This is a genomic window from Ruegeria spongiae, from assembly GCF_023502395.1.
GTDB lineage: Bacteria > Pseudomonadota > Alphaproteobacteria > Rhodobacterales > Rhodobacteraceae > Ruegeria_C > Ruegeria_C spongiae.
Window position 1 is genome coordinate 11,621 of sequence record NZ_JAMFMB010000031.1, and the last position, 20,719, is coordinate 32,339.

General features: G+C 62.0%; 22 protein-coding genes and 1 pseudogene. 12 read left to right on the forward strand and 11 right to left on the reverse strand.

Annotation, left to right across the window (positions count from 1 at the left end; genetic code table 11):
• Window positions 1-40 precede the first annotated feature (40 nt).
• Both M3P21_RS18625 and M3P21_RS18630 read left to right on the forward strand, forming a co-directional pair.
• A complete protein-coding gene (locus tag M3P21_RS18625) occupies window positions 41-934 on the forward strand; it encodes an SPFH domain-containing protein (RefSeq protein ID WP_249712450.1) in 894 nt (297 codons plus the stop codon).
• Window positions 931-1,209, forward strand: coding sequence for an NfeD family protein (locus M3P21_RS18630; RefSeq protein WP_249712452.1), 279 nt, complete (start codon window positions 931-933; stop codon window positions 1,207-1,209). The genes M3P21_RS18625 and M3P21_RS18630 overlap by 4 nt, the downstream gene beginning before the upstream one ends.
• A gap of 51 nt (window positions 1,210-1,260) precedes the next feature.
• On the opposite strand, the gene M3P21_RS18635 is transcribed toward M3P21_RS18630, so the two are convergent.
• Window positions 1,261-1,443 carry a hypothetical protein gene (locus M3P21_RS18635; protein ID WP_249712453.1) on the reverse strand — a complete coding sequence of 61 codons (183 nt, stop codon included), beginning with the start codon at window positions 1,441-1,443 and terminating at the stop codon, window positions 1,261-1,263.
• Between the two features lie 182 nt (window positions 1,444-1,625).
• On the opposite strand from M3P21_RS18635, the gene M3P21_RS18640 reads away from it, so the two are divergent.
• Window positions 1,626-1,988, forward strand: a complete 363-nt coding sequence (locus tag M3P21_RS18640; protein WP_249712454.1) for an SUF system Fe-S cluster assembly protein — start codon at window positions 1,626-1,628, stop codon at window positions 1,986-1,988.
• Between the two features lie 156 nt (window positions 1,989-2,144).
• On the forward strand, window positions 2,145-2,510 hold the full coding sequence (locus tag M3P21_RS18645; protein WP_249712456.1) for a HesB/IscA family protein: 366 nt from the start codon (window positions 2,145-2,147) through the stop codon (window positions 2,508-2,510).
• A 3-nt stretch (window positions 2,511-2,513) separates the two neighbouring features.
• On the opposite strand, the gene M3P21_RS18650 is transcribed toward M3P21_RS18645, so the two are convergent.
• On the reverse strand, window positions 2,514-3,794 hold the full coding sequence (locus tag M3P21_RS18650; protein WP_249712457.1) for a tetratricopeptide repeat protein: 1,281 nt from the start codon (window positions 3,792-3,794) through the stop codon (window positions 2,514-2,516).
• A 167-nt stretch (window positions 3,795-3,961) separates the two neighbouring features.
• On the opposite strand from M3P21_RS18650, the gene tpiA reads away from it, so the two are divergent.
• Entirely contained in the window at window positions 3,962-4,711 is a 750-nt protein-coding gene (gene tpiA / locus M3P21_RS18655) for a triose-phosphate isomerase (RefSeq protein WP_249712459.1), read from the forward strand.
• Here the strand turns inward: tpiA and M3P21_RS18660 are convergent.
• The 8 genes from M3P21_RS18660 to M3P21_RS18695 form a co-directional block, all read right to left on the reverse strand.
• A complete protein-coding gene (locus M3P21_RS18660; RefSeq protein ID WP_249712460.1) occupies window positions 4,708-5,583 on the reverse strand; it encodes a DMT family transporter in 876 nt (291 codons plus the stop codon). The genes tpiA and M3P21_RS18660 overlap by 4 nt on opposite strands.
• Before the next feature lie 119 nt (window positions 5,584-5,702).
• Window positions 5,703-7,079: a TRAP transporter large permease gene (locus M3P21_RS18665; protein WP_249712461.1), complete on the reverse strand. Its 1,377-nt coding sequence runs from the start codon at window positions 7,077-7,079 to the stop codon at window positions 5,703-5,705.
• On the reverse strand, window positions 7,079-7,756 hold the full coding sequence (locus M3P21_RS18670; protein WP_249712463.1) for a TRAP transporter small permease: 678 nt from the start codon (window positions 7,754-7,756) through the stop codon (window positions 7,079-7,081). Before M3P21_RS18670 ends, M3P21_RS18665 begins: the two co-directional genes overlap by 1 nt.
• Before the next feature lie 111 nt (window positions 7,757-7,867).
• Complete coding sequence (locus M3P21_RS18675; protein ID WP_249712464.1) at window positions 7,868-8,863, reverse strand: DctP family TRAP transporter solute-binding subunit; 996 nt, start codon at window positions 8,861-8,863, stop codon at window positions 7,868-7,870.
• A gap of 269 nt (window positions 8,864-9,132) precedes the next feature.
• The gene (locus M3P21_RS18680; RefSeq protein ID WP_249712465.1) at window positions 9,133-9,441 is read right to left on the reverse strand and encodes a hypothetical protein; all 309 of its coding nucleotides are present in this window, start codon (window positions 9,439-9,441) and stop codon (window positions 9,133-9,135) included.
• A 51-nt stretch (window positions 9,442-9,492) separates the two neighbouring features.
• A complete protein-coding gene (locus M3P21_RS18685) occupies window positions 9,493-10,833 on the reverse strand; it encodes a hypothetical protein (protein ID WP_249712466.1) in 1,341 nt (446 codons plus the stop codon).
• 103 nt (window positions 10,834-10,936) lie between these two features.
• Entirely contained in the window at window positions 10,937-12,166 is a 1,230-nt protein-coding gene (locus M3P21_RS18690) for a sigma-54-dependent transcriptional regulator (protein ID WP_249712468.1), read from the reverse strand.
• On the reverse strand, window positions 12,163-13,896 hold the full coding sequence (locus M3P21_RS18695) for a sensor histidine kinase (RefSeq protein ID WP_249712469.1): 1,734 nt from the start codon (window positions 13,894-13,896) through the stop codon (window positions 12,163-12,165). Before M3P21_RS18695 ends, M3P21_RS18690 begins: the two co-directional genes overlap by 4 nt.
• Window positions 13,897-13,945: 49 nt before the next feature.
• Here M3P21_RS18695 and M3P21_RS18700 point away from each other — a divergent pair, with 49 nt between their 5' ends.
• Window positions 13,946-15,127 carry a cytochrome P450 gene (locus tag M3P21_RS18700; RefSeq protein WP_249712507.1) on the forward strand — a complete coding sequence of 394 codons (1,182 nt, stop codon included), beginning with the start codon at window positions 13,946-13,948 and terminating at the stop codon, window positions 15,125-15,127.
• A 7-nt stretch (window positions 15,128-15,134) separates the two neighbouring features.
• Here M3P21_RS18700 and M3P21_RS18705 read toward each other — a convergent pair whose 3' ends face one another.
• Entirely contained in the window at window positions 15,135-15,596 is a 462-nt protein-coding gene (locus tag M3P21_RS18705) for an Lrp/AsnC family transcriptional regulator (protein WP_249712470.1), read from the reverse strand.
• A 171-nt stretch (window positions 15,597-15,767) separates the two neighbouring features.
• On the opposite strand from M3P21_RS18705, the pseudogene cobA reads away from it, so the two are divergent.
• From cobA to M3P21_RS18735, 6 genes and pseudogenes are all read left to right on the forward strand, one after another.
• Window positions 15,768-16,514, forward strand: a pseudogene (cobA, locus tag M3P21_RS18710) (uroporphyrinogen-III C-methyltransferase); the annotation flags it as partial.
• Entirely contained in the window at window positions 16,514-16,828 is a 315-nt protein-coding gene (locus tag M3P21_RS18715; protein WP_249712471.1) for a DUF2849 domain-containing protein, read from the forward strand. The pseudogene cobA and the gene M3P21_RS18715, both read left to right, overlap by 1 nt.
• 83 nt (window positions 16,829-16,911) lie before the next feature.
• On the forward strand, window positions 16,912-18,576 hold the full coding sequence (locus tag M3P21_RS18720) for a nitrite/sulfite reductase (RefSeq protein ID WP_249712473.1): 1,665 nt from the start codon (window positions 16,912-16,914) through the stop codon (window positions 18,574-18,576).
• A complete protein-coding gene (locus M3P21_RS18725) occupies window positions 18,566-19,339 on the forward strand; it encodes a phosphoadenylyl-sulfate reductase (protein WP_249712474.1) in 774 nt (257 codons plus the stop codon). Before M3P21_RS18720 ends, M3P21_RS18725 begins: the two co-directional genes overlap by 11 nt.
• Window positions 19,336-19,743 carry a DUF934 domain-containing protein gene (locus M3P21_RS18730; protein ID WP_249712476.1) on the forward strand — a complete coding sequence of 136 codons (408 nt, stop codon included), beginning with the start codon at window positions 19,336-19,338 and terminating at the stop codon, window positions 19,741-19,743. The genes M3P21_RS18725 and M3P21_RS18730 overlap by 4 nt, the downstream gene beginning before the upstream one ends.
• Window positions 19,744-19,851: 108 nt before the next feature.
• Complete coding sequence (locus M3P21_RS18735; RefSeq protein WP_283781053.1) at window positions 19,852-20,682, forward strand: ferredoxin--NADP reductase; 831 nt, start codon at window positions 19,852-19,854, stop codon at window positions 20,680-20,682.
• Window positions 20,683-20,719 lie beyond the last annotated feature (37 nt).

Consider the following 20,719-nt stretch of genomic DNA (forward strand, 5'->3'; position numbering starts at 1 on the left):
CCCAAATGTATACTATAGTACACAAAAAATAGGAGCCTCAATGTCAGAAGACGCGATCCTCGAACTGGTTTCGTCCAATATCCTTTACCTGCTGGCTGCGATCCTGATCGTCCTGGTAATCTTCAAGGGCATCAAGATCGTGCCGCAATCCGAGAAATACGTGATCGAACGCTTTGGCCGACTGCATTCCGTGCTTGGGCCGGGGATCAACTTTATCGTCCCGTTTCTGGATGTTGCGCGGCACAAGATATCCATCCTGGAACGCCAACTGCCCAACGCGACGCAGGATGCGATCACCAAGGACAATGTGCTGGTGCAGATCGATACCTCGGTCTTCTACCGCATTCTCGAGCCGGAAAAGACCGTCTACCGCATCCGCGAGGTGGATGGTGCGATTGCCACCACAGTGGCCGGGATCGTGCGGGCCGAGATCGGCAAGATGGATCTGGACGAGGTGCAGTCAAACCGCTCGCAACTGATCACCCGCATTCAGGAAAGCGTCGAAACCGCCGTCGATGACTGGGGGATCGAGGTGACGCGCGCGGAAATTCTCGACGTCAATCTGGATCAGGCCACCCGCGACGCGATGCTGCAGCAGCTCAACGCCGAACGCGCCCGCCGCGCGCAGGTGACCGAGGCCGAGGGCATGAAACGCTCGGTCGAATTGCAGGCTGATGCCGAGCTTTATGCTGCAGAACAAAGCGCCAAGGCACGCCGGGTGCAGGCCGACGCCGAGGCTTACGCCACCGAAGTGGTCGCCCGCGCCATAAAGGATAACGGCATCGAGGCGGCGCAATATCAGGTCGCGCTGAAACAGGTCGAGGCGCTGAACGCGCTTGGGGGTGGTGAGGGCAAACAGACAATCGTGCTGCCCGCCAACGCGATAGAGGCCTTTGGCGATGCCTTCAAGATGCTGAAAGGAGGCCGCGCATGATCCTTGATCTGGTCCTGCTCTGGTGGGTCTGGATGGCGTTTGCGCTGGTGCTGGTGATCCTGGAGGTCGCCATTCCCGGCTTCATCTTCCTCGGCTTCGCCATCGGGGCGGCAATCACCGGGCTGCTGGTTCTGTTCTCGCTCTTCACCATGGGGGCTGCGGTTCTGCTGCTGATTTTTGCCGGACTGTCGCTGCTGGCCTGGCTTGGCCTGCGGCATTTCTTCGCCCTGCCCGCCGGGCAGGTGAAAAAATTCGATCGCGACATCAACGACTGAAAAACCCGCGACTTTTCAGGTCGCGGGTTTCAATCATGAGTGGTGCGCGGATCAACCCTGATGAGGCCCGCGCATGCTGATGATTGCACGGCGCACCGCCTGCCAGTCCTGGGCCTCGGCATCCTGCCCCTTATCCTTGCAATCCTGTATTTTCCGGGCAATCTCGGCCTCGGCCTTGGGCCCCTGCGCGGTATAAAGCGCGCGTGCATATTCCGTTGTCTTGACCATATCCATCGCAGTTCGTCCTCCCGCTTTGGTTCTGCGCTACATGTGTGATCCCTCGCGCAAGAACCACCATAGCACGAAATCCGCGCGACTTGCATACGGGGAAAACCGGATACAAGGCGGCCTGGCTCCTCTGGACGCCCCGCCTCGCTTTCCCTATATAATCACTCAAGTTAGAAACCGAGGCCCGAATGACCAACACCAATGAACATATGGAAGGTGTGCCGCTGATTGCGCCCTCTTCCGTTGGCCACCCGCTATACGAGCCGGTGGTCGAGGCCTGCCGTTCCGTCTATGACCCTGAAATTCCGGTCAATATCTATGAGCTGGGGCTGATCTACACGATCGACATCAGCGACCAGAACGAGGTCAGGGTGATCATGAGCCTGACCGCACCAGGCTGTCCGGTGGCCGGTGAGATGCCGGGCTGGGTGGCCGAGGCGATCGAACCGCTGGCTGGCGTCAAGCAGGTCGAGGTGGAACTGACCTGGGAGCCGCCCTGGGGCATGGAGATGATGTCGGATGAAGCCCGGCTGGAACTTGGCTTCATGTAAAGAACCACGCGCAACCTTTTGATCTGTATGCGTAACCTTTTGATCTGGATGCGTAAATTGAACCCAATACTCGCAGTATCCCTGATCTGGCAAGCCCCCCTTGAGACAGGGCCGCAGACAGCCTAGATTCAGTGTGACGCGTAGACGGAGACTTTCATGTTCGGCATTCCCGGCAAACAGGCGGTGACGATGACACCGCGCGCCGCAGCGCAGATCGCCAAGCTGATGGCCAAGGGCGGGCATTCGGGCCTGCGCATCGGCGTCAAGAAAGGCGGCTGCGCGGGCATGGAATATACCATGGATTACGTCGACGCCTCTGAATCCCATGACGAGGTGGTGGAGCAAGACGGCGCGCGCGTGTTGATCGCGCCGATGGCGCAGATGTTCCTATTCGGCACCGAGATCGACTATGAGGTCTCACTGCTGGAATCGGGGTTCAAATTCAAGAACCCCAACGTGGTCGATGCCTGCGGCTGCGGCGAGTCGATCAAGTTCGACGAAAGCCTGCCCGCGACCAAGTAACGCTTATTGAAACGCGGCAACCGGTGGCGCGTCGGCCAGAACCGGGCGGCGTGTCAACAGGCTGCGCCGGGCCTCGTCGGTCCGGCCAAGCTTCAGCAACACATTCACATAGGTCAGCTCCAACAGGTCCCGCTGCGCCCGGCTGCCGCCCAACCGTTCGGTGCGCGCCATCGCCTGCGACAGGTCGGTTAGCGCTCCGGCCCAATCCTCACGCGCAATCGCGCCCCAGGCCCGGGCGACAGGGCGCACCAGATCACCCGCAAAGCCCTTGGCGGTTTCGACAATTTTCGCCAGACGCGCACCCTCGCCCGCCATCGCATGCGCCAATGCCGCGTGCATATCGGCAAAGCTCTGGCCGGTTTCCGGAAAGCACCTTGCAGCATAGTCGCTGAGCCGCGCCCAGCGGTCCGGGTCAACGGCCAGTCCCGCAATCTGCGCGCGGTAGAGGATCGCCGCCGTATCGGTCAGCACGTTGATGGGCAGCCCCTTGGCGGCACCGGGCGCGACACCGCTATCGACGGCTTGCCACATCGCCTCCGAATCGCCCGCATGCAGCGCCCAGAGCGCGCAATGCCAGCTGAGATGACCATGCAGCACGGCGCGCTCGTCATAACGCTCCAGCCAATCTCCCAGATAGACGCGCCCGGCCTGCGTTTCGCCTGCCTCATACTGCGCGTGGGCCTTGAAGTGCGACCCGTTCGCGTTCCTTGGATTCAACGCCAGCGCCTGTTCCATCAACTGCATCGACGCCTCGATCTGCCCGGTTTCACACAGGGAAATGGCATGGACCGACATCATCCACCAATCCTCGCCATAATGCGGCAGCAGCGCCGAGGTATAGGCGAGCAGTTCAGCCTCGCGCCCGACCTCACCGGAGAACCCGATCAGGCCAAAGACATTGGTGCAAAGCTGCGCAACCAACGCATCCCGCGGATGGGTCCGCACATGTGACAGCACGGCGGCGCGGGCCTCAGCGGGTTTGCCCGCCAGAAGCAAGCCAAGCGCTGCAACATGCTGGCGTTCCCGGTCGCTGCCGCGCCCGGCGAGCTCTGTCGCTCGTGCCAGCGCGGCTTTGGCATCCCCCATTCTGGCTTCCATCATCAGCGCGCGGGCCAGCGCTGCATGGCCAAGGGCAAACTCGGGGTCCGCCGCGATCGCGTCTCCAAACGCCTCGGAGGCTCCGAATTCAGCCGCCAGAAACAGCGCAACACCCCGGTCATAGTGATCACGCGCCACTGAAGATCCGGTCGAAAGATCGTTTCCGTAGCGGTCTGTCATACCCATGGATTGCACCCCTCTCCAATGTTCCCCAACTTCTACACTAGGCGCTGCGACACGCTTTGCACACTCCTCCGGCGCGGGTGCGGGCATTCGGGATCAGTCAATTGTTTCGCCGTGCCGGGAGTGCTATCGGAGAAAGGACAAAGATCAATTGGGCATCGGGGACAGGCATGCAGCGGAAACTGGCGGCGGGAAACTGGAAAATGAACGGCACAGGCGACAGCCTGAGCGAGCTTTCGGCACTTGCCGAAGGCCACCGCTCTGCCTCCGTGGACATCCTGATCTGCCCGCCCGCCCCCCTGCTGTCACGCGCGGCAGAGGTGGCCTCGGGCAGTGCCGTTGCCGTTGGTGGTCAGGATTGCCATGCCGCGCCCTCGGGGGCGCATACCGGAGATATCAGCGCGGCGATGCTGCTGGATGCGGGGGCCGGTTCGGTGATCCTTGGTCATTCCGAGCGCCGCCAGGACCACGGTGAAACGGATGGTGACGTGCGGGCCAAGACCGAGGCGGCAACTGCTGCCGGTCTGATCGCCATCGTCTGCGTCGGAGAGAGCCTGGACCAACGCGAGGCCGGGCAGACGCTGGATGTGATCGGCGCGCAGATGGACGGCTCGGTGCCGGATGGGATGACGGCGGACACGCTGGTGATCGCCTATGAACCGATCTGGGCCATCGGCACCGGCAAGGTGCCGACGCTGGAACAGATCGGTGAGGTGCATGATTTCATGCGCACGCGACTGACCCAGCGGTTCGGAGAGGCCACGGCATCCGGCATCCGTCTGCTCTATGGCGGATCGGTCAAACCGGGCAACGCAGGTGAAATATTCTCCGTCAGCAATGTGGATGGCGCGCTGGTTGGCGGCGCCAGCCTGAAAGCCAGCGATTTCGCTCCGATCATCGCCGCGCTTGAAGAAGCCTAATCGGTCTTTTCACGGCTTGTCAGGATCACCGCAAACACGATCATCGCCGCCCCGATCAGGCCTGCGCCGGTGATCTCGGCCCCCAGAAACAACCCGGCATTCACGAAGGTAAAAACCACCGACAGCGCGAACATCAAAGTGGCCGACAGGGTCGAGACGCGGGCGGCAGCCTCGTACCACAGGTAATAGGCCAGCGCGGTGGGCAGCACGCCCAACAGGGTCAGGAACAGGCCATCCCGGACGTTTGGCATCACGGGGTCAATCAACCCAAGCGGGGCCATCAGAATGCCCGCACAGAGGAAGATACCGAAGAGGAAGTTCAACCGCTCGGGTGTGGAACTCGTCCCCTGCATCGCCCGGCTGCTGGAAATCAGGAACACCGCCCAGCTGAGTCCGGCAGCGATTTCCAGCAGATCACCAGCGAACCGCGCGCCTCCGGTCTGGAAATCCGGCAGAACGGTCAGCGCCACGCCAGTGACGGCGATGGCGGTGGCCAGCAGATCGCGCCAGCCCACCGGGGCCTTGGCGAAGAAATAGAGAAAGATCAGCACAAAGACCGGTGCGGTGTTTTCCAGCACCATCGCATTGGCAGCACCAGTGCGCTCCAACCCGATATGAAAGAAGATGTAGTTCACGACCGTCGAAAGTACCGCCAGCCGGAAATTCCAGTCGCGCAGATTGATCGACACGACCGCCCCCAGCACCCGCAGGATCACATAGATCGCTGCGGCAGCGATGAAGAGGCGCATCGCCGCGATCTGCAGCCCACCCATGTCGCTGGTCAGATAGCGCACAATGACGCTGTGCATGCCCCAGAAAAACGCCGCCAGCAGCCCAAAGAGCAGACCCCGGCTTGTTGCCACATTCTGCATCACACAGACCTTTCGTGACCGCTGGTTGATGCCCTCATCACATCCCGGCATCCGGCCCTGCAGCAACTAAAAAAGGCCGGACCGCACCTGCGCTCCGGCCTTTTGTGCAGCAAGCGAGGCTATTGCGTCACGATCTCCGGCCCCATGAAGGTATTGGGCAGGACGGTCGAGATCCAGGGAATATAGGTCACCATAATCAGGAAAACGAAGAGGACCGCAAGGAACGGTAAGGCCGCCCGCACCACAGCCATCATCGGCATCCCCGCCACGCCCGAGGTGACAAAGAGGTTCAGACCGACGGGCGGGGTGATCATCCCGATCTCCATGTTGACCACCATGATGATGCCCAGATGGATCGGGTCGATGCCCAGCTCGATCGCGATGGGAAAGACCAGCGGCGCGACGATGACCAGCAGGCCCGAAGGCTCCATGAACTGGCCACCGATCAGCAGGATCACGTTGACCACCACCAGAAACATGACCGGGCCAAAGCCCGCCGAGAGCATCGCTGACGCGATCTGCTGGGGAACCTGTTCATCGGTCAGCACATGTTTCAGGATCAGGGCGTTGGCAATCACAAACAGCAGCGTGACCGTCAGCTTGCCTGCCTCAAACAGCGTGTGCTTGGTGTCGGGATGGAACAGGGCCGTCACCAGCGCGATCGGTTTGCGCATCAGCGACAGGTTCTGCGCCTCACCTTCGGTGCTGAGCGGCCCCATGTCCTTATAGACGAAACTCGCGATGAAAAACGCGTATACAGCGGCCACCGCAGCGGCCTCGGTCGGGGTGAAGATGCCGCCATAGATGCCGCCCAGAATGATCACGATCAGGAACAGGCCCCAACCCGCCTCGCGCGCCGAGGCAAAGATCTCGCCCCAGCCCTTCCAGTCGCCCTTGGGCAGGTTCTTGACCTTGGCCATCACATAGATGGTCACCATCAGCATCAGCCCCGCCATCAGGCCGGGAATGACACCGGCGAGAAACATCCGGCCCACCGACACTTCGACGGCGGCCGCATAGACCACCATGACGATGGAGGGCGGAATAAGGATGCCCAAGGTGCCCGCATTACAGATCACGCCGGCGGCAAATTCCTTCGAATAGCCCACCTGCCTCATGCCTGCGATCACAATGGAGCCGATGGCGACAACCGTTGCCGGAGATGACCCCGACAGCGCGGCAAACAGCATACAGGCAAAGACGCCCGCAATCGCCAGCCCCCCCGGTAAATGCCCGACACAGGCGATGGAGAAGCGGATGATCCGCCGCGCTACGCCGCCCGTGGTCATGAAGGATGAGGCCAGAATGAAGAATGGAATCGCCAGCAGGGTAAAATGCCCCTCGAAGGCTTCGAACAATGTTCCGGCGACCGAGGCCAGCGAACTGTCGGAATAGATCAGCAGGAAAATCGTGGAACTCAGGCCCAGCGAGATCGCGATGGGCACGCCGATCAACAGCAGGCCGATGACCATGCCGAAGAGAATGACAACTTCCATCAGCCCTGCCCTCCCTGCTGCTGGCGCACTTCCTCAAGCTCGTCCTCGACTTCGTGGCTGGCGACAATCCGGTCGGTCTCGCCGCGCCAGATCGCGAGGGCGGCCTGCACGAAACGGATCACCAGAAGCAGCATGGAGATCGGCAACACGATATAGGGAACGACCTTGGGCAGCTTCTCATAAGCCTCGTCATAGTTGATCGCCCCTTCCAGCCAGCGCAGCATGTCGACCATGGGCACATCCTGCACCTCATAGAAGCTTTGCGAGCGCGCCTTCAGGTCAAACCCGGTGGGGAACCAGCGGCCCGAAGTAGGGGGCAGATCGGCGAAGACCGCCCAGTAATCATAGGCCCCTTTGAGCATCAGCAGCGAGAACAGCAGGCAGCACCCGACCGAGATCAGCGCCAGCACCCGACGCGGCGCGGGGCTGAGCATGTTCAGGATCGCGTCCACTCCCAGATGCGCGTGTTTCTTCACCGCGTAGGACGCGCCCAGCAGCACCAACCAGGCGAACATGAACACGGTCAGTTCCAGCGCCCAGAGGATATTGGAATTGAAAACAAAGCGCGCGATCACATTGGCGAAGGTCACCGCCGTCATCAGACCCAGAAGCACCGCGATAACGGTCTCCTCGATCTGGTCGATGAAGCCGGACGGACCGGCAGTCGAACCAGACATCTTTCTGTCCCCGATTATCTGCAAGTTGGGAATGAGCGGCGGGCCCTGGATCAGGCCCGCCGGGTGCCGCACCGGTCACTCCCCAGTTGCGGTGCGGCCCCTTTTGCCGGATCAGAACCCGGCGTTGATGGCCTGTGCGGCGTCGATCTTGTCCTGACCGACGTCATCCGAGAACTTGTCCCAGACAGGCTTCATTGCATCGACCCAGGCCTGACGCTGTTCAGGGTTGAGCTGGCGAATGATGCCCCCCGCGTCGGTGATCGAGGCTTTGGCCGCTTCGTTCACCGCAAAGGCCTCCTTGTTCCGCTGCTCGGACACTTCCGACAGAATGGTCAGGAACTGTTCGCGCACTTCCGGGTCCAGGCTGTCGAGCCAATCCACCGAGGTCACGACCAGATAGTCGATGATGCCGTGGTTGGTTTCAGTGATGCCGTCCTGCACTTCAAAGAACTTTTTACCGTAGATGTTGGACCAGGTGTTCTCCTGCCCGTCCACAACACCCTGCTGCAGCGCTCCATAGACCTCGGAAAAGGCCATTTTCTGTGGGCTGCCGCCGATCGCTTCCATCTGGGCGACCAGCACGTCCGAGCTTTGCACGCGGAATTTCAAACCATCCGCATCGGAGGGGTTTTCCAGCGGCGTGTTGGCCGACATCTGCTTCATGCCATTGTGCCAGAAGGCCAGCCCCTGCAGGCCCCGGCGCTGCATGCTGTCCAGCATCGCCTGACCATCATCAGAGGCCTGGAATGCGTCCACGGCGTCGATGTTCACGAACATGAACGGCAGGTCGAACAGGCGGAATTGCTTGGTGAATTTCTCGAACTTGGACAGAGACGGCGCGGCAAGCTGCACGTCGCCCTGCAACATCGCCTCAAGCACCTTGTTGTCGTTATAAAGCGTGGAGTTCGGGTAGACCTCCATGCACATGGTGCCGTTCATCTCGTCATTGACGCGTTGCTCAAGCAGCGAGGCGGCGATGCCCTTGGGGTGTTTGTCAGTATTGGTCACGTGGGCGAATTTCACCACGATCTCGCCATCGTCGCAGGCCGCAAAAGCGGCAGTGGCGGTGAGTGCCAGCGCGGTGGCGGCGGTTGCCAGGAATTTCATTTGATCTCCTCCCGAAGCTTTCATTGGGTCAAGGGGTCAACCCTGATCGACTCCGAGTGAAGCCAATCACCGGCGACCACTCAACCCTGCCATATCCGGGGGCGCGATATAGAGTTTTCACGTTATTTATCAGTCAGTTACAACGATAATTGAAGGTGCCTTTGAAACGGGCATTTACAGCATGTGCGGAATTTCGCACAGGCCGAACCCAGCTTGTGCGGATTTCCGCACAAGTGTTCCAGTCGTGATTCGAATCCCGAATGACGGGTTCAGTCTTCGTCTTCGTCATCCGCGATGGGATAAGGACCATCTTCGAACAGATAGGTCTGAAGCGCGGTCAGGTAGCCCCGCCATTCCTCGTCATCCTCGAACTCATCATCGGTCAGCTCTTCCCATTGGCCGCGCCCGATGCCGTTGCCACCCAAGGTCTCGGACAGGGCCGATTGGAACGCCGTGCGCGCACCAGCGTTATGCGCCTCTTCCAGAAAGCCTTTCAACTCATCGACATCATAGGCCTGCGGGTTGAGATAGCCGCTGGCCATGTCGCTCAGGACCTGCTGGGGTGTGCGGTCAGCCATGTCGGAGGTCTCCATCTCTTGGTTTTGCGGCGGGTCTTCTGGACCGGCCGGTCATGCGATCGGGTTGGGGTAAAGTGTCACCAGACGCAGGGTGCCATCGTCAAGCAGATCATAGATTGCCTTGCAGTTGCTGTTGGGACCCCAGGTCGCGTCAACGCAGGTGTCTTTCTGACCCTTTTTCTTTTTCCGTTTCACGCCCTGCACGGACGTCTTCCAGTTTGCGCCCAGCACATCGACCAGCTTGGCCTGCATCGGAGGCAGCCTGACGGGTTTTGCGCCCTTTGGCGGCGGCTTGATGCCATTGTCGTCGATATGGTCCAGCGCCTGGGTCCGCAGGGCCATCTGACTTTCCACAAAAGCCGCTTTGTCGAGGAAATTCGACGCCTTGTGCACCGGCTTTCCCTTGAATTTCTGGCCCGTGCGCGGGTTCTTCTTTTTCAGAATCCGGTCTTCCTGCTGTGGAATGGTCAGTCCCGGACCGTGGCACTCAGGTCCATGCGCGCGCGGCGGTTTGTCGACATGATCGAAGAACATCGTGTCCAGCGCCTCTTTCATCGCCTTGAGCTCGGCGAGGTTGGAGGGGGGCGGTTTCTTGTTCATCGCGGTTTTCAGCGCCTTGCGCATGTCGCGCATTTCGGGAAAGGCGCGGTCCATGAATGCGGGGTCGCTGGTCACCTGAGCGGCGCAGGTTTTGACCATGCTGTCCAGCTTACCCAGCGCCTCGGGGTCGTCACCAGCACGGCTCAGGCGGTCAGTGATCCGCACCGGCGAGGGCGTCGCCATCACCAATTTGTTCACCGCCGCCAGCGCCTTGAGCGCGGTGTCGGGGCTTTTGGCCTTCATCGCCTTCTTGTATAGCTCGACCGCCTTGACGATCTTGTCGCGATACTCGGTCGGGGCCGAGTTCAGGCTGCGCACCAGCGGCGTCTTCATGGCGTCGAACCGGGCCGCGATCTTTTCCAGAACCTGCTCGATGTCGTCGCCCAGTTCGGGCGGCGCGTCCGAGGCGGCCTCTTCGGCCTCCTCCTCGCCGTCGTCGATCACGTCGCCCTCTTCGGACAATAGCCGTACCTGCATCTTCAACCCGCGCGCAGACAGATATTTGCGGAAGGTCTTGGCGAAATTGGCGGGCGTCGAATCCGGGTCTTCGACGATGAGGTTGGCAATCTTGCCATCCACCTCCAGCGCACCCACCGCGCCCTTGGCCCCGGCCCCGTCATCCTTGGCCATCTTCCGGCAGGCGGATTTATTCTTGGACTTGTGGGCCTTGAAGATCAGGTCGTCCTTGCCGTGAAACAGCGCGAAATTGTGCCGGATCTTGCGCGCGGCGGCGATGATGGTCGCGGCCTCTTTTGCCTCGGCTGCCAGTTCGGATTTGGATTTCTTCGCCACGCCAACCTCTCTGAGATAACCGGGTCCAAGGCGACCTCACACGCGCCTTGCCGGTCCAGAATACCCAAAACCGCGACCAAAACCACCCCGCACATCAGGGCGCTCAGCGCCGGAAGGTCTCGGGCCGGATCGCGTATTTGGCCAGCTTGTCATAGAAGGTCTTGCGCGGCAGTTTCAGCGCCTGCGCCGCCTGCGCGGCCTTGCCATTGTGCCGCCCAAGGGCCGCGACCAGCAAAGACCGTTCCACCCGCGCCATCTGTTCGGCCAGCCCCAGCTCAGCCGCCTGCGCCACGTCCTCGGGCATGCCCAGCACAAAGCGCATCGCCGCCGACATCAGCGACCGGGCGTTGCCGGGCCAGTCCTGCGCCATCAGCGCGGCCAGATGGTCCGGCGTGACCTCCGGCGGCGCGATCCCGGCCTGCTCGGCGGCTTGCGCCACGTAATGGCGGAAGATCACCGGAATATCGTCGGGCCGTTCCGACAGCGCAGGAATGCGGACGCGCATGCCGTCGAGGCGGTAGAAAAGCTCAGGGTTGAAACGTCCTGCCTCGGCCTGGGCGGCCAGATCGGCGGTGGTGCCCGCAATCAGCCGCGCACCCATGCCCTGCTCGAACATCTCAAGGGCTGCATACTGCGTCGGTCCCGGCAGGGCGGAAACCTCGTCCAGAAACAGCGATCCGCCTGCCGCATCGCCAATTGCGGCGCCAAGATCAGTGGGGCTCAGATCAGCAGCAGAGCGCTTCATGAAGGGACCCTGCGCAGTGGCAGACATCAAATGCACGACCTCGGCCACCTTGGACACGCCGCTGCCCGGCGGACCGGTCACCAGAACCTCGGCCCCGGTGGCCGCCACACCGCGCACCCGGGCGCGCAGCGCCTCGGCCTGTTGAGAAGAGCCAAAGAGCATCCGCGCCGCCGGGTCGCCGGTCTCCAGCTGCCGTTTCAAAGCCCGGTTCTCCAAGACCAGCGCACGGGTTTTCAGGGCGCGCTCCAGCACCGCCACCAGATCAGCGGGGGCGCAGGGTTTTTCCAGAAAATCGAACGCGCCCTGCCCCATGGCGCTGACAGCCGTCGGAATGTCACCTTCACCGGTCAACAGGATCACCGGCAATTCCGCGTCGATCTCGCGCGCATAAGATAGCAGGTGAAATCCGTCGCGGCCCGGCATGCGGATATCCGAGACGATGACGCCCTGAAATCCGGGCGTGATGTGATCCTTGGCCGCCACGAAAGACCCCGCCGTGATCGCCTGAAACTCGCTGAGTTCCAGCGTCTGGCCCAGCGCCTCGCGCACGGCGGCGTCGTCATCGACCAGCAGAACGGTGCGGATCATGCGGCCTCTTCCTCTCTGAACCGGTCAAGCTCGACGGTGAACATCGCGCCGCTGTCGGTGTTGCTGCCCCGGATATTGCCACCAAAGCTCTGAACCAGACCGTAGGAAATAGACAGGCCCAGCCCCATCCCCTCGGAGGATCCGACCGCCTTAGTTGAATAGAAGGGTTCAAAGATTTTCTCGGGATCTTCGATCCCCGGCCCGGTATCGCGAATGGTGACGGTCAGCTTGTCGTGTTCTTCGATATCAATGCTGATGCGGCGGGTGTCCTGCCCGGTCATGGCATCGGCAGCGTTGTTGATGAGGTTCACAAAAACCTGCACCAGCCGCACGTCGCCGCCCCAGGCCGGGACCGGTGCAGAGGGCGGCGTCCAGTCAAGCGCAACACCGTCATGGCTCAGCCGCGTGCTACTCAGATCCACCGCCGTTTCTATGACCTGAACCAGATCGACTCGCCCCATCGGCTCGCTTTCGTTGCGGGCGAAGGCGCGCAGGTTCTTGATGATCCGCGCCATGCGCTTGGCCATCTGCGCGATCCGGCCAAGGTTCTCGCCCGCCTTTTCCGTTTTGCCCCGATCCAGAAACGCGCTGCCATTATCGGCGAATTGCTGGATCGCCATCAGCGGCTGGTTCAACTCATGACTGATTCCGGCCGACATCTGGCCCAGCGCGCTGAGCTTGCCGGCCTGCACCAGTTCCGCCTGCGCCCGTTTCAGCGCGGCCTCGGCCTCTTGCCGTTCGACCACTTCGCGGCGCAGTTGGGTGTTGGCCTCGGAGAGCGCCTGAGTGCGCTCGGCCACGCGGGTTTCGAGCACCGCATTTGCCTCGGCCAGGGTTCGGCGGCGTTCGGTGGCCAGAAACAGCAGCGCCCCGAAGGCCAGGCAGATCGCCGCAACCGTTGCGGCCTGCAGCCACGCCAGACGTCGCGCCGGGGCCAGATCAACCACCACTTCGCCGCTCATCCCGATAACGGGCAGGTCCTGCACCAGATGCAGCGCATAGCGCGGCAGGTAGGGGCCCCAGTCCAGCGTCCAGATCTCGAAACGGCCCAACAGATCGGTCTCAAAGGGGCGCGGCGGCCCTTTGGCGGGTTGCAAGCCCGCATCCACCCCGTCGCGCCGCCAGAACAGCAATTCGGGCCGGTTGGACATGAAGACCTCGCCCGCCTCATCCACGAACAGAACCGCCGGAGAGCTGCCGCGCCAGTCGAACTCGGTATTGTCGATATCAACCACAACCACCAGAACGCCCCGGACCTTGCCATCGGGTCCGAAATCGGGCGCGGCATAATAGAACGCCCGCTGATCGAAAGGCGCAATCACCCCGTGATCGCTGCCCAATGCGCCTTGCAACGCCCGTTCGAAATAGGGCGCTCCGCTAAGTGTACGGGGGTTCTGATCGCGCGCCGCCACCAGTACCCGGCCAGACCGATCCGCATACATCACATCCAGTGCCGAGGTCTTGTCGGCCACATCCAGCAGCAGGCCGCGCGCGGCGTCGCGGCCTCCGGGCAGGTCGAGATATTCCAGCGCCGGATGTTCGGCCATCAGCACGGCGGTTTCCTGATAACGCTGCAATTGTGCGCTGAGCCGGTCGCTGGCCAGTTTCAGATCGGCCTCGGCCCGTTCGGCCAGTTGCCCCACGGCCTGCCGATAGCCATAGGTCCAGACCCCGGTGGCCAGCAAACCCACCAGAACGAGGAAACCGACGATGATCCAGAGCCTTCGCATCGTCCATAGGGTCTTGCATTGCGGACGGCACAAGGCAAGGGTGCGCGCGATGATGACATGCCACCAAAGCCCCACCGACCCCGCCTTTGTACAGGACCCTTACCCGTTCTATGCCCGCATGCGCACCGCAGGCCCGCTGGCCTATTGGCAGGAATACGGCAAGGTCGCCGCCTTCAGTCACGATACTGTGCAGGCCCTGCTGAAAGACCGCCGCTTCGGGCGGGAAATACCGCCGGAACTGGTGACCGAAGGTCCGGACCATCTTGCCCCCTGGCTGGCGGTCGAGGCGCATTCGCTGCTCGATGCCGAACCGCCGCGCCACACAAGGCTGCGCGCGCTGGTGCTGCGCGCCTTCACCTCACGCGCGATCAACGACCTAGCGCCGGGGATCGAGGCGCTGTGCGATGATCTGATTGATGCGTTTCCAGAGGGCGATTTCAACCTGCTCGAGGCTTATTGCACCCAGGTACCAGTGATCACCATCTGCCGGTTGCTGGGCGTACCCGAGGCGATGGCGCCTGACCTGCTGCGCTGGTCGCATGCGATGGTGGCGATGTACCAGGCGGGTCGCACCCCTACGACCGAGGATGCGGCGGCGCGGGCCGCGAGTGAATTCACCACCTTCCTGCGCAGCTATATCGACAAGCGCCGCAACGACCCGCGCGACGATCTGATCACCCGCCTGATCGCCGCCGAAGAAGAAGGCACCAAACTTTCAACCGACGAGTTGATCGGCACCTGCATCCTGTTGCTGAATGCCGGACACGAAGCGACCGTGCATGCCATTGCCAACGGGGTGAAAACCCTGCTGGAAACCGGGACCGGCGCGGCGGCACTGGCGCACGACGCCATCGACCGCACCGTCGAAGAGATCATGCGATATGACCCGCCTTTGCACATGTTCTCCCGCTACGCCTATGAAGAGGTGACGGTCTTTGATCATAGGTTTCAACGCGGCGACGAGGTTGCTCTGCTGCTTGGCGCGGCCAATCGCGATCCGGCAATCTGGGAGCGCGCGGAAAGTTTCGACCCGACGCGCCCGATCCGAACCAATACGAGCTTTGGCGGCGGGCTGCATTTCTGCGTCGGCGCGCCACTGGCCCGGCTGGAAATGCGCATCGCCCTGCCGATCCTCTTCGCGCGTTGCCCGAACCTGCGGCTGACCGAGCCGCCCAGCTATTCCGACAGCTACCATTTCCACGGCCTCGCCAGTCTGATGGTTCAGCGCTGATGCGCGCTCAAAGCGGCAGCATGGTTGTGGATTTGATCTCTTCCATCGACAGAAGCGCTGTGACGTTGTGCACCCGCACCTCCGAGATCAGCGCCTGATAGAACGCGTCATAGGCGCGGGCGTTCCGCACGCGCACTTTCAGGATGTAGTCGATATCGCCCGCCAGCCGGTGCGCCTCCTGCACTTCGGGGCGGTCTTGCAGCGCTTTCAGGAAGGCGTTCTGCCATTCGGCCTCATGCTCGGAGGTGCGGATCAGCACAAAGAAACACGCCTCGTATCCCAGCGCTTCGGCATCGAGCAGAACTGTCTGCTGGCCGATCACGCCAGCCCCGCGCAGCTTGCGGATGCGATTCCAGACCGGCGTCTTGGAACTGCCCACCTGACTGGCAATTTCATCCAGCGATTGACTGGCATCGCGCTGCAGTTCAGCCAGAATTTTCCGATCCGTGTCGTCTATGCGCACTGACATTCCAGTTTTTCCCTTCAATCGAAACCAGCATCCCATTTCCAGAGGCAACCGAGACACCTGTTCTTATTTGTCGCGCCATATGGCGGTCAGGTGGGAATATTTCCTATATTGAGGGTCACGTCAAACAGAACAGATCGACCCATGACCACGCAACACGCAAACAGGACGACAGGACAGATCATCTTTGTCGGTGCAGGCCCCGGTGATCCGGACCTTCTGACCGTCGCGGCTCTGCGCGCCTTTGAGGCGGCGGATGTGGTTTTGCATGACCGGCTGATCTCGGACGCGGTGCTGGCCTTGGCGGGGCGCAGCGCCCGGCTGGTCGATGTGGGCAAGGCCGGGTTCGGCCCGTCCTGGGATCAGGGCGACATCAACGACCTGCTGGTCGCGCACGGCCAGAACGGTGGGCATGTCGTGCGGTTGAAATCCGGCGATCCGACCATGTTCGGTCGTCTGGACGAGGAAATCGAAGCAGTTGAAGCCGCCGGGCTGAACTGGCGCATCGTGCCGGGCATCACCGCCGCCTCTGCCGCCGTGGCCGGTATCGGGCAGAGCCTGACCCGGCGCGGGCGCAATTCGTCGATCCGCTTCCTGACCGGCCTCGACATGAAGGGCTTTGCCGATCACGACTGGACCGCGCTGGCCCGTGCCGGTGAGGTCGCCGCGATTTACATGGGCAAAAAAACCGCCCGTTTCATCCAGGGCCGTCTGATCATGCATGGCGCGGCGCGCAACACGCCGGTCACTTTGGTCGAAAACGCCTCGCGCCCCGATCAGCGCGTTCTGGCCACCACGCTGGATCACCTGCCCGCCGATCTGGCGCAGGCCGGGATGAACGGCCCGGCCCTGACACTTTATGGCCTTGCCCCGCGAGCGGCGGTGCAGGCCCTGACAGAATTCAACAAGGAGCATGCCTGATGGCCCGCGCTTTTACTCCCAAAGTCATCACCGCCAATGACCTGCTGGAAGGCGATGTGATCTACCTGACCGCCGACGACCGCTGGTCGCGCGATCTGGCCGAGGCCGAGCTGATCACTGACGAGGCCCACGCCCAGCTGCGCCTGCTGGATGCCGAAAGCCAGCCGAGCAAGATCGTCGGTGCCTATCTCGCTGATGCCATCGCCGGACATGATGGCCCCGAACCGACACATTTTAGGGAAGATTTCCGCCGTACCGGACCCTCCAACTACCGGCATGGCAAGCAGGAAACTTCCCCGCAGCCCCGGGCCTGACGACAGGCCCCTTCTCTCCCCACAAAAGGCCCCGGACCCGGGGCTGCACCAGATAACCCAAGAATTCGCAAGGACAGCAAACGATGTATCGCTACTCCGAGTTTGACACCGCCTTCCTCGCCGAACGCAATGCGCAGTTCCGCGCCCAGGTCGAGCGCCGCATCGACGGCTCGCTGACCGAGGATGAATTCAAACCCCTGCGCCTGATGAACGGGCTCTACCTGCAATTGCACGCCTATATGCTGCGGGTGGCGATCCCCTACGGCACGCTGAACCCCGACCAGATGCGTCAGCTGGCGCTGCTGGCGCAGAAGTGGGACAAGGGCTATGGCCATTTCACCACCCGTCAGAACATCCAGTATAACTGGCCCAAGCTGAACGATGTGCCGGATATGCTGGACGCGCTGGCCGAAGTGGGCATGCATGCCATCCAGACCAGCGGCAATACGATTCGCAACGTGACCGCAGACCATTTCGCCGGTGCCGCCGCTGATGAGGTCGCCGATCCGCGCCCATATGCCGAACTGCTGCGCCAGTGGTCGACCGACCACCCGGAATTCCAGTTCATGCCGCGCAAGTTCAAGATCGCGATTACCGGCTCGGAAAACGACCGGGCCGTGATCAAGGCGCATGACATCGGTCTGCAACTGGTCGAGCGTGACGGTGTGCTGGGCGCCCGCGTCATCGTGGGCGGCGGTCTGGGCCGCACCCCGATGATCGGCAAGGAACTAAGCCCGTTTGTGGCCTTTGACGATCTGCTGGCTTATCTGGAAGCGACCGTCAGCGTCTGGAACCAGATCGGCCGCCGCGACAACAAATACAAGGCGCGCATCAAGATTACCGTGCATGAGCATGGCATCGACGCCATCCGCGCCAAGGTGAACGAGCGGTTCCTGCAGGTGCGCCCGCAGTTCAAAGGCGCCGACATGGCGCTGCTGGAGGAAATCAAGGGCCATTTTGCGCCGCCTGCCTTCCGCGAAGGCTCGGTCGCGGTGTTCAAGGACGCCTATCACCATGATCCGGTGTTCCGCTCCTGGGTCGACACCAATATCGCCGCCCACAAGCAGGATGATCATGCGATCGTCACGATCTCGCTCAAGAAACAGGGCGACACGCCGGGTGATGCCACTGCCGAACAGATGCGCGTGATGGCCGATCTGGCCGAAAAGTTCGCCTATGGCGAGCTGCGCATCAGCCATGAGCAGAACGTGATCCTGCCCCATGTCCATAAATCGGACCTGCCCGCGATCCATGCGCGTCTGAAAGAGCACGCTCTGGCCACGGCCAATATCGGGCTGATCAGCGACATCATCGCCTGCCCCGGCATGGATTACTGCGCGCTGGCCACGGCCCGCTCGATCCCGGTGGCGCAGCAGATCGCGACCCGTTTCGAAGAGCTGAAGCTGGAAAACGACATTGGCGAGCTGAAGATCAAGATTTCGGGCTGCATCAATGCCTGCGGGCATCACCATGTCGGCCATATCGGTATCCTTGGCCTCGACCGTGCGGGTGTTGAAAACTACCAGATCACTCTGGGCGGTGACGGCACCGAGACAGCCGCCATTGGCGATCGCACCGGGCCGGGCTTTGCCTATGACGAGATCGTGCCTGCCATCGAACGTCTGGTGCACGCCTATCTCGACCTGCGCGACCACGCGGACGAGACCTTTCTGCAGACCTATCGCCGTCTGGGCATGGCGCCGTTCAAGGCGGCCCTCTACCCCGAGGCGCAGGCCAATGCCGCTTGACGAGATCCAGACCGAGCTGGGTCGCGAGCGCTGCGCGCTGACTGAACGGGTCGGCGCGCTCAACGCCCGGTTCCGCCACCACAGCGCCCATGACGTGATGCATGGCGCGCTGCAGGAGGCTGAACACCTGGCGCTGGTCTCCAGCTTCGGGGCCGAGTCGGTGGTGTTGCTGCACATGGCGGCGGTGGTCGACAAGGACATACCGGTGCTGTTCGTGGACACCCAGTTTCTGTTCACCGAGACGCTGGTGTACCAACAGGAGGTCAGTGAGCGGCTGGGCCTGCGCAATGTGCACATCATCCGCACCTCGGATGAGGATGTCGCCCGCGACGACCCTTATGGCGCGCTGCGCCTGCGCGACACGGATGCCTGCTGCACGCTGCGCAAGACGATCCCGTTGCAGCGCGCGCTGTCGGGCTATGACGGCTGGATCACCGGGCGCAAACGGTTTCAGGCCGGCACCCGCGCGGCGCTTGACTTCTTCGAGGTCGAGGACGGCACCGGGCGCATCAAGGTCAACCCGCTGGCCCATTGGGCGCCCGAAGACGTGCGCGCCTATATGGACGAAAACCGCCTGCCCCGGCATCCGCTGGTGGCCAAAGGATACCCCTCGATCGGCTGTGCGCCCTGCACCTCGCCGGTCAAAGAGGGCGAAGACCCCCGCGCCGGACGCTGGCGCGATCAGAACAAGGAAGAATGCGGCATCCATTTTGTCGATGGCAAGATGGTGCGCGCCGGAGAGAAGACCGGAGAGAAAACATGAATGTAATCGTGAGTGATGAGGGCTTCGCCCCCGATGACTGGACCGACGGCTTTGTGACGCTGGACGATGCGGCCAATGATGTTGTTGCGCTGGACGTGGCCTCGGATACCGACCCCGATGAGTTGGCCGAACGGCTGGGATGCGCAAAAATGGTGCGTGTCGACTTTCCCTCGTTTGCGGATGGGCGCGGTTTTACCATCGCGCGCACCCTGCGCCTGAAAGGCTACACAGGCCGTCTGCGCGCCAAGGGTCATGTGCTGGCCGACCAATACGCCATGGCGCGGCGCAGCGGGTTTGACGAGGTTGAAATCGACCATGCCCTGGCCAAGCGCCAGCCCGAGGACCAATGGCTGGCCCGTGCCGACTGGCAGGACCACAATTATCAGTCCCGCCTGCGCGGCTGAGCCCGCCAATCGCCAGCGTGTGAGCGGATCGGGGCAAGATGCCCCTTTTCCTGACGTGGATCAAAGATTAAACGGAGATGCCGGTCTACCTGACCGGATAGTGAAACCATGACCGAGATGAAATCCGTGAGTGACGCCTCTGCCGTAAAGGCCCCTGTCCTGCCAAATGCGCAAACCGTGCTGGATGTAAAACATTGGACCGACAGCCTGTTTTCGTTCAAGGTGTCGCGCCCCGCCTCGCTGCGCTTCCGCTCGGGCGAGTTTGTGATGATCGGCCTGCTGGGCGACAATGGCAAACCGCTGCTGCGGGCCTATTCCATCGCCTCGCCAAGCTGGGACGACGAGCTCGAGTTCTACTCGATCAAGGTGCAGGACGGCCCGCTGACCTCGAAGCTGCAGCATATCAAGCCCGGCGACCAGATCATCCTGCGCCCCAAGCCCGTGGGCACGCTGGTCCATGACGCGTTGCTGCCCGGCAAGCGGCTGTGGTTCTTTGCCACCGGCACCGGCTTTGCGCCTTTTGCCTCGCTGCTGCGCGAACCGCAGACCTATGAGGATTACGACGAGGTCATCATTACCCACACCTGCCGCGAAGTGGCGGAACTGGAATATGGCCGCCGCCTGATCGACGACATCAAGCAGGACGAGATGCTGGCCGAACTGATGGGCGCGGATTTCCACAAGAAGATCCGTTACTACCCCACCACGACCCGCGAAGAGAGCCCGAAGATGGGCCGCATCACCACGCTGCTGAAAGATGGCACCGTGTTCAGGGATCTGGGCATCGACGGCATCGCACCCGAGAGTGACCGCGCCATGGTCTGCGGCAGCCTCGCCTTCAACCACGACATCAAGGACATCCTCGAAGAGTTCGGCCTGCGCGAAGGCGCCAATTCCGAACCCAAGGAATTTGTCATCGAAAAAGCCTTTGTAGGCTGATCGCTGACCCAAAAAGAAAGGGGCCGCGTTCCAATCC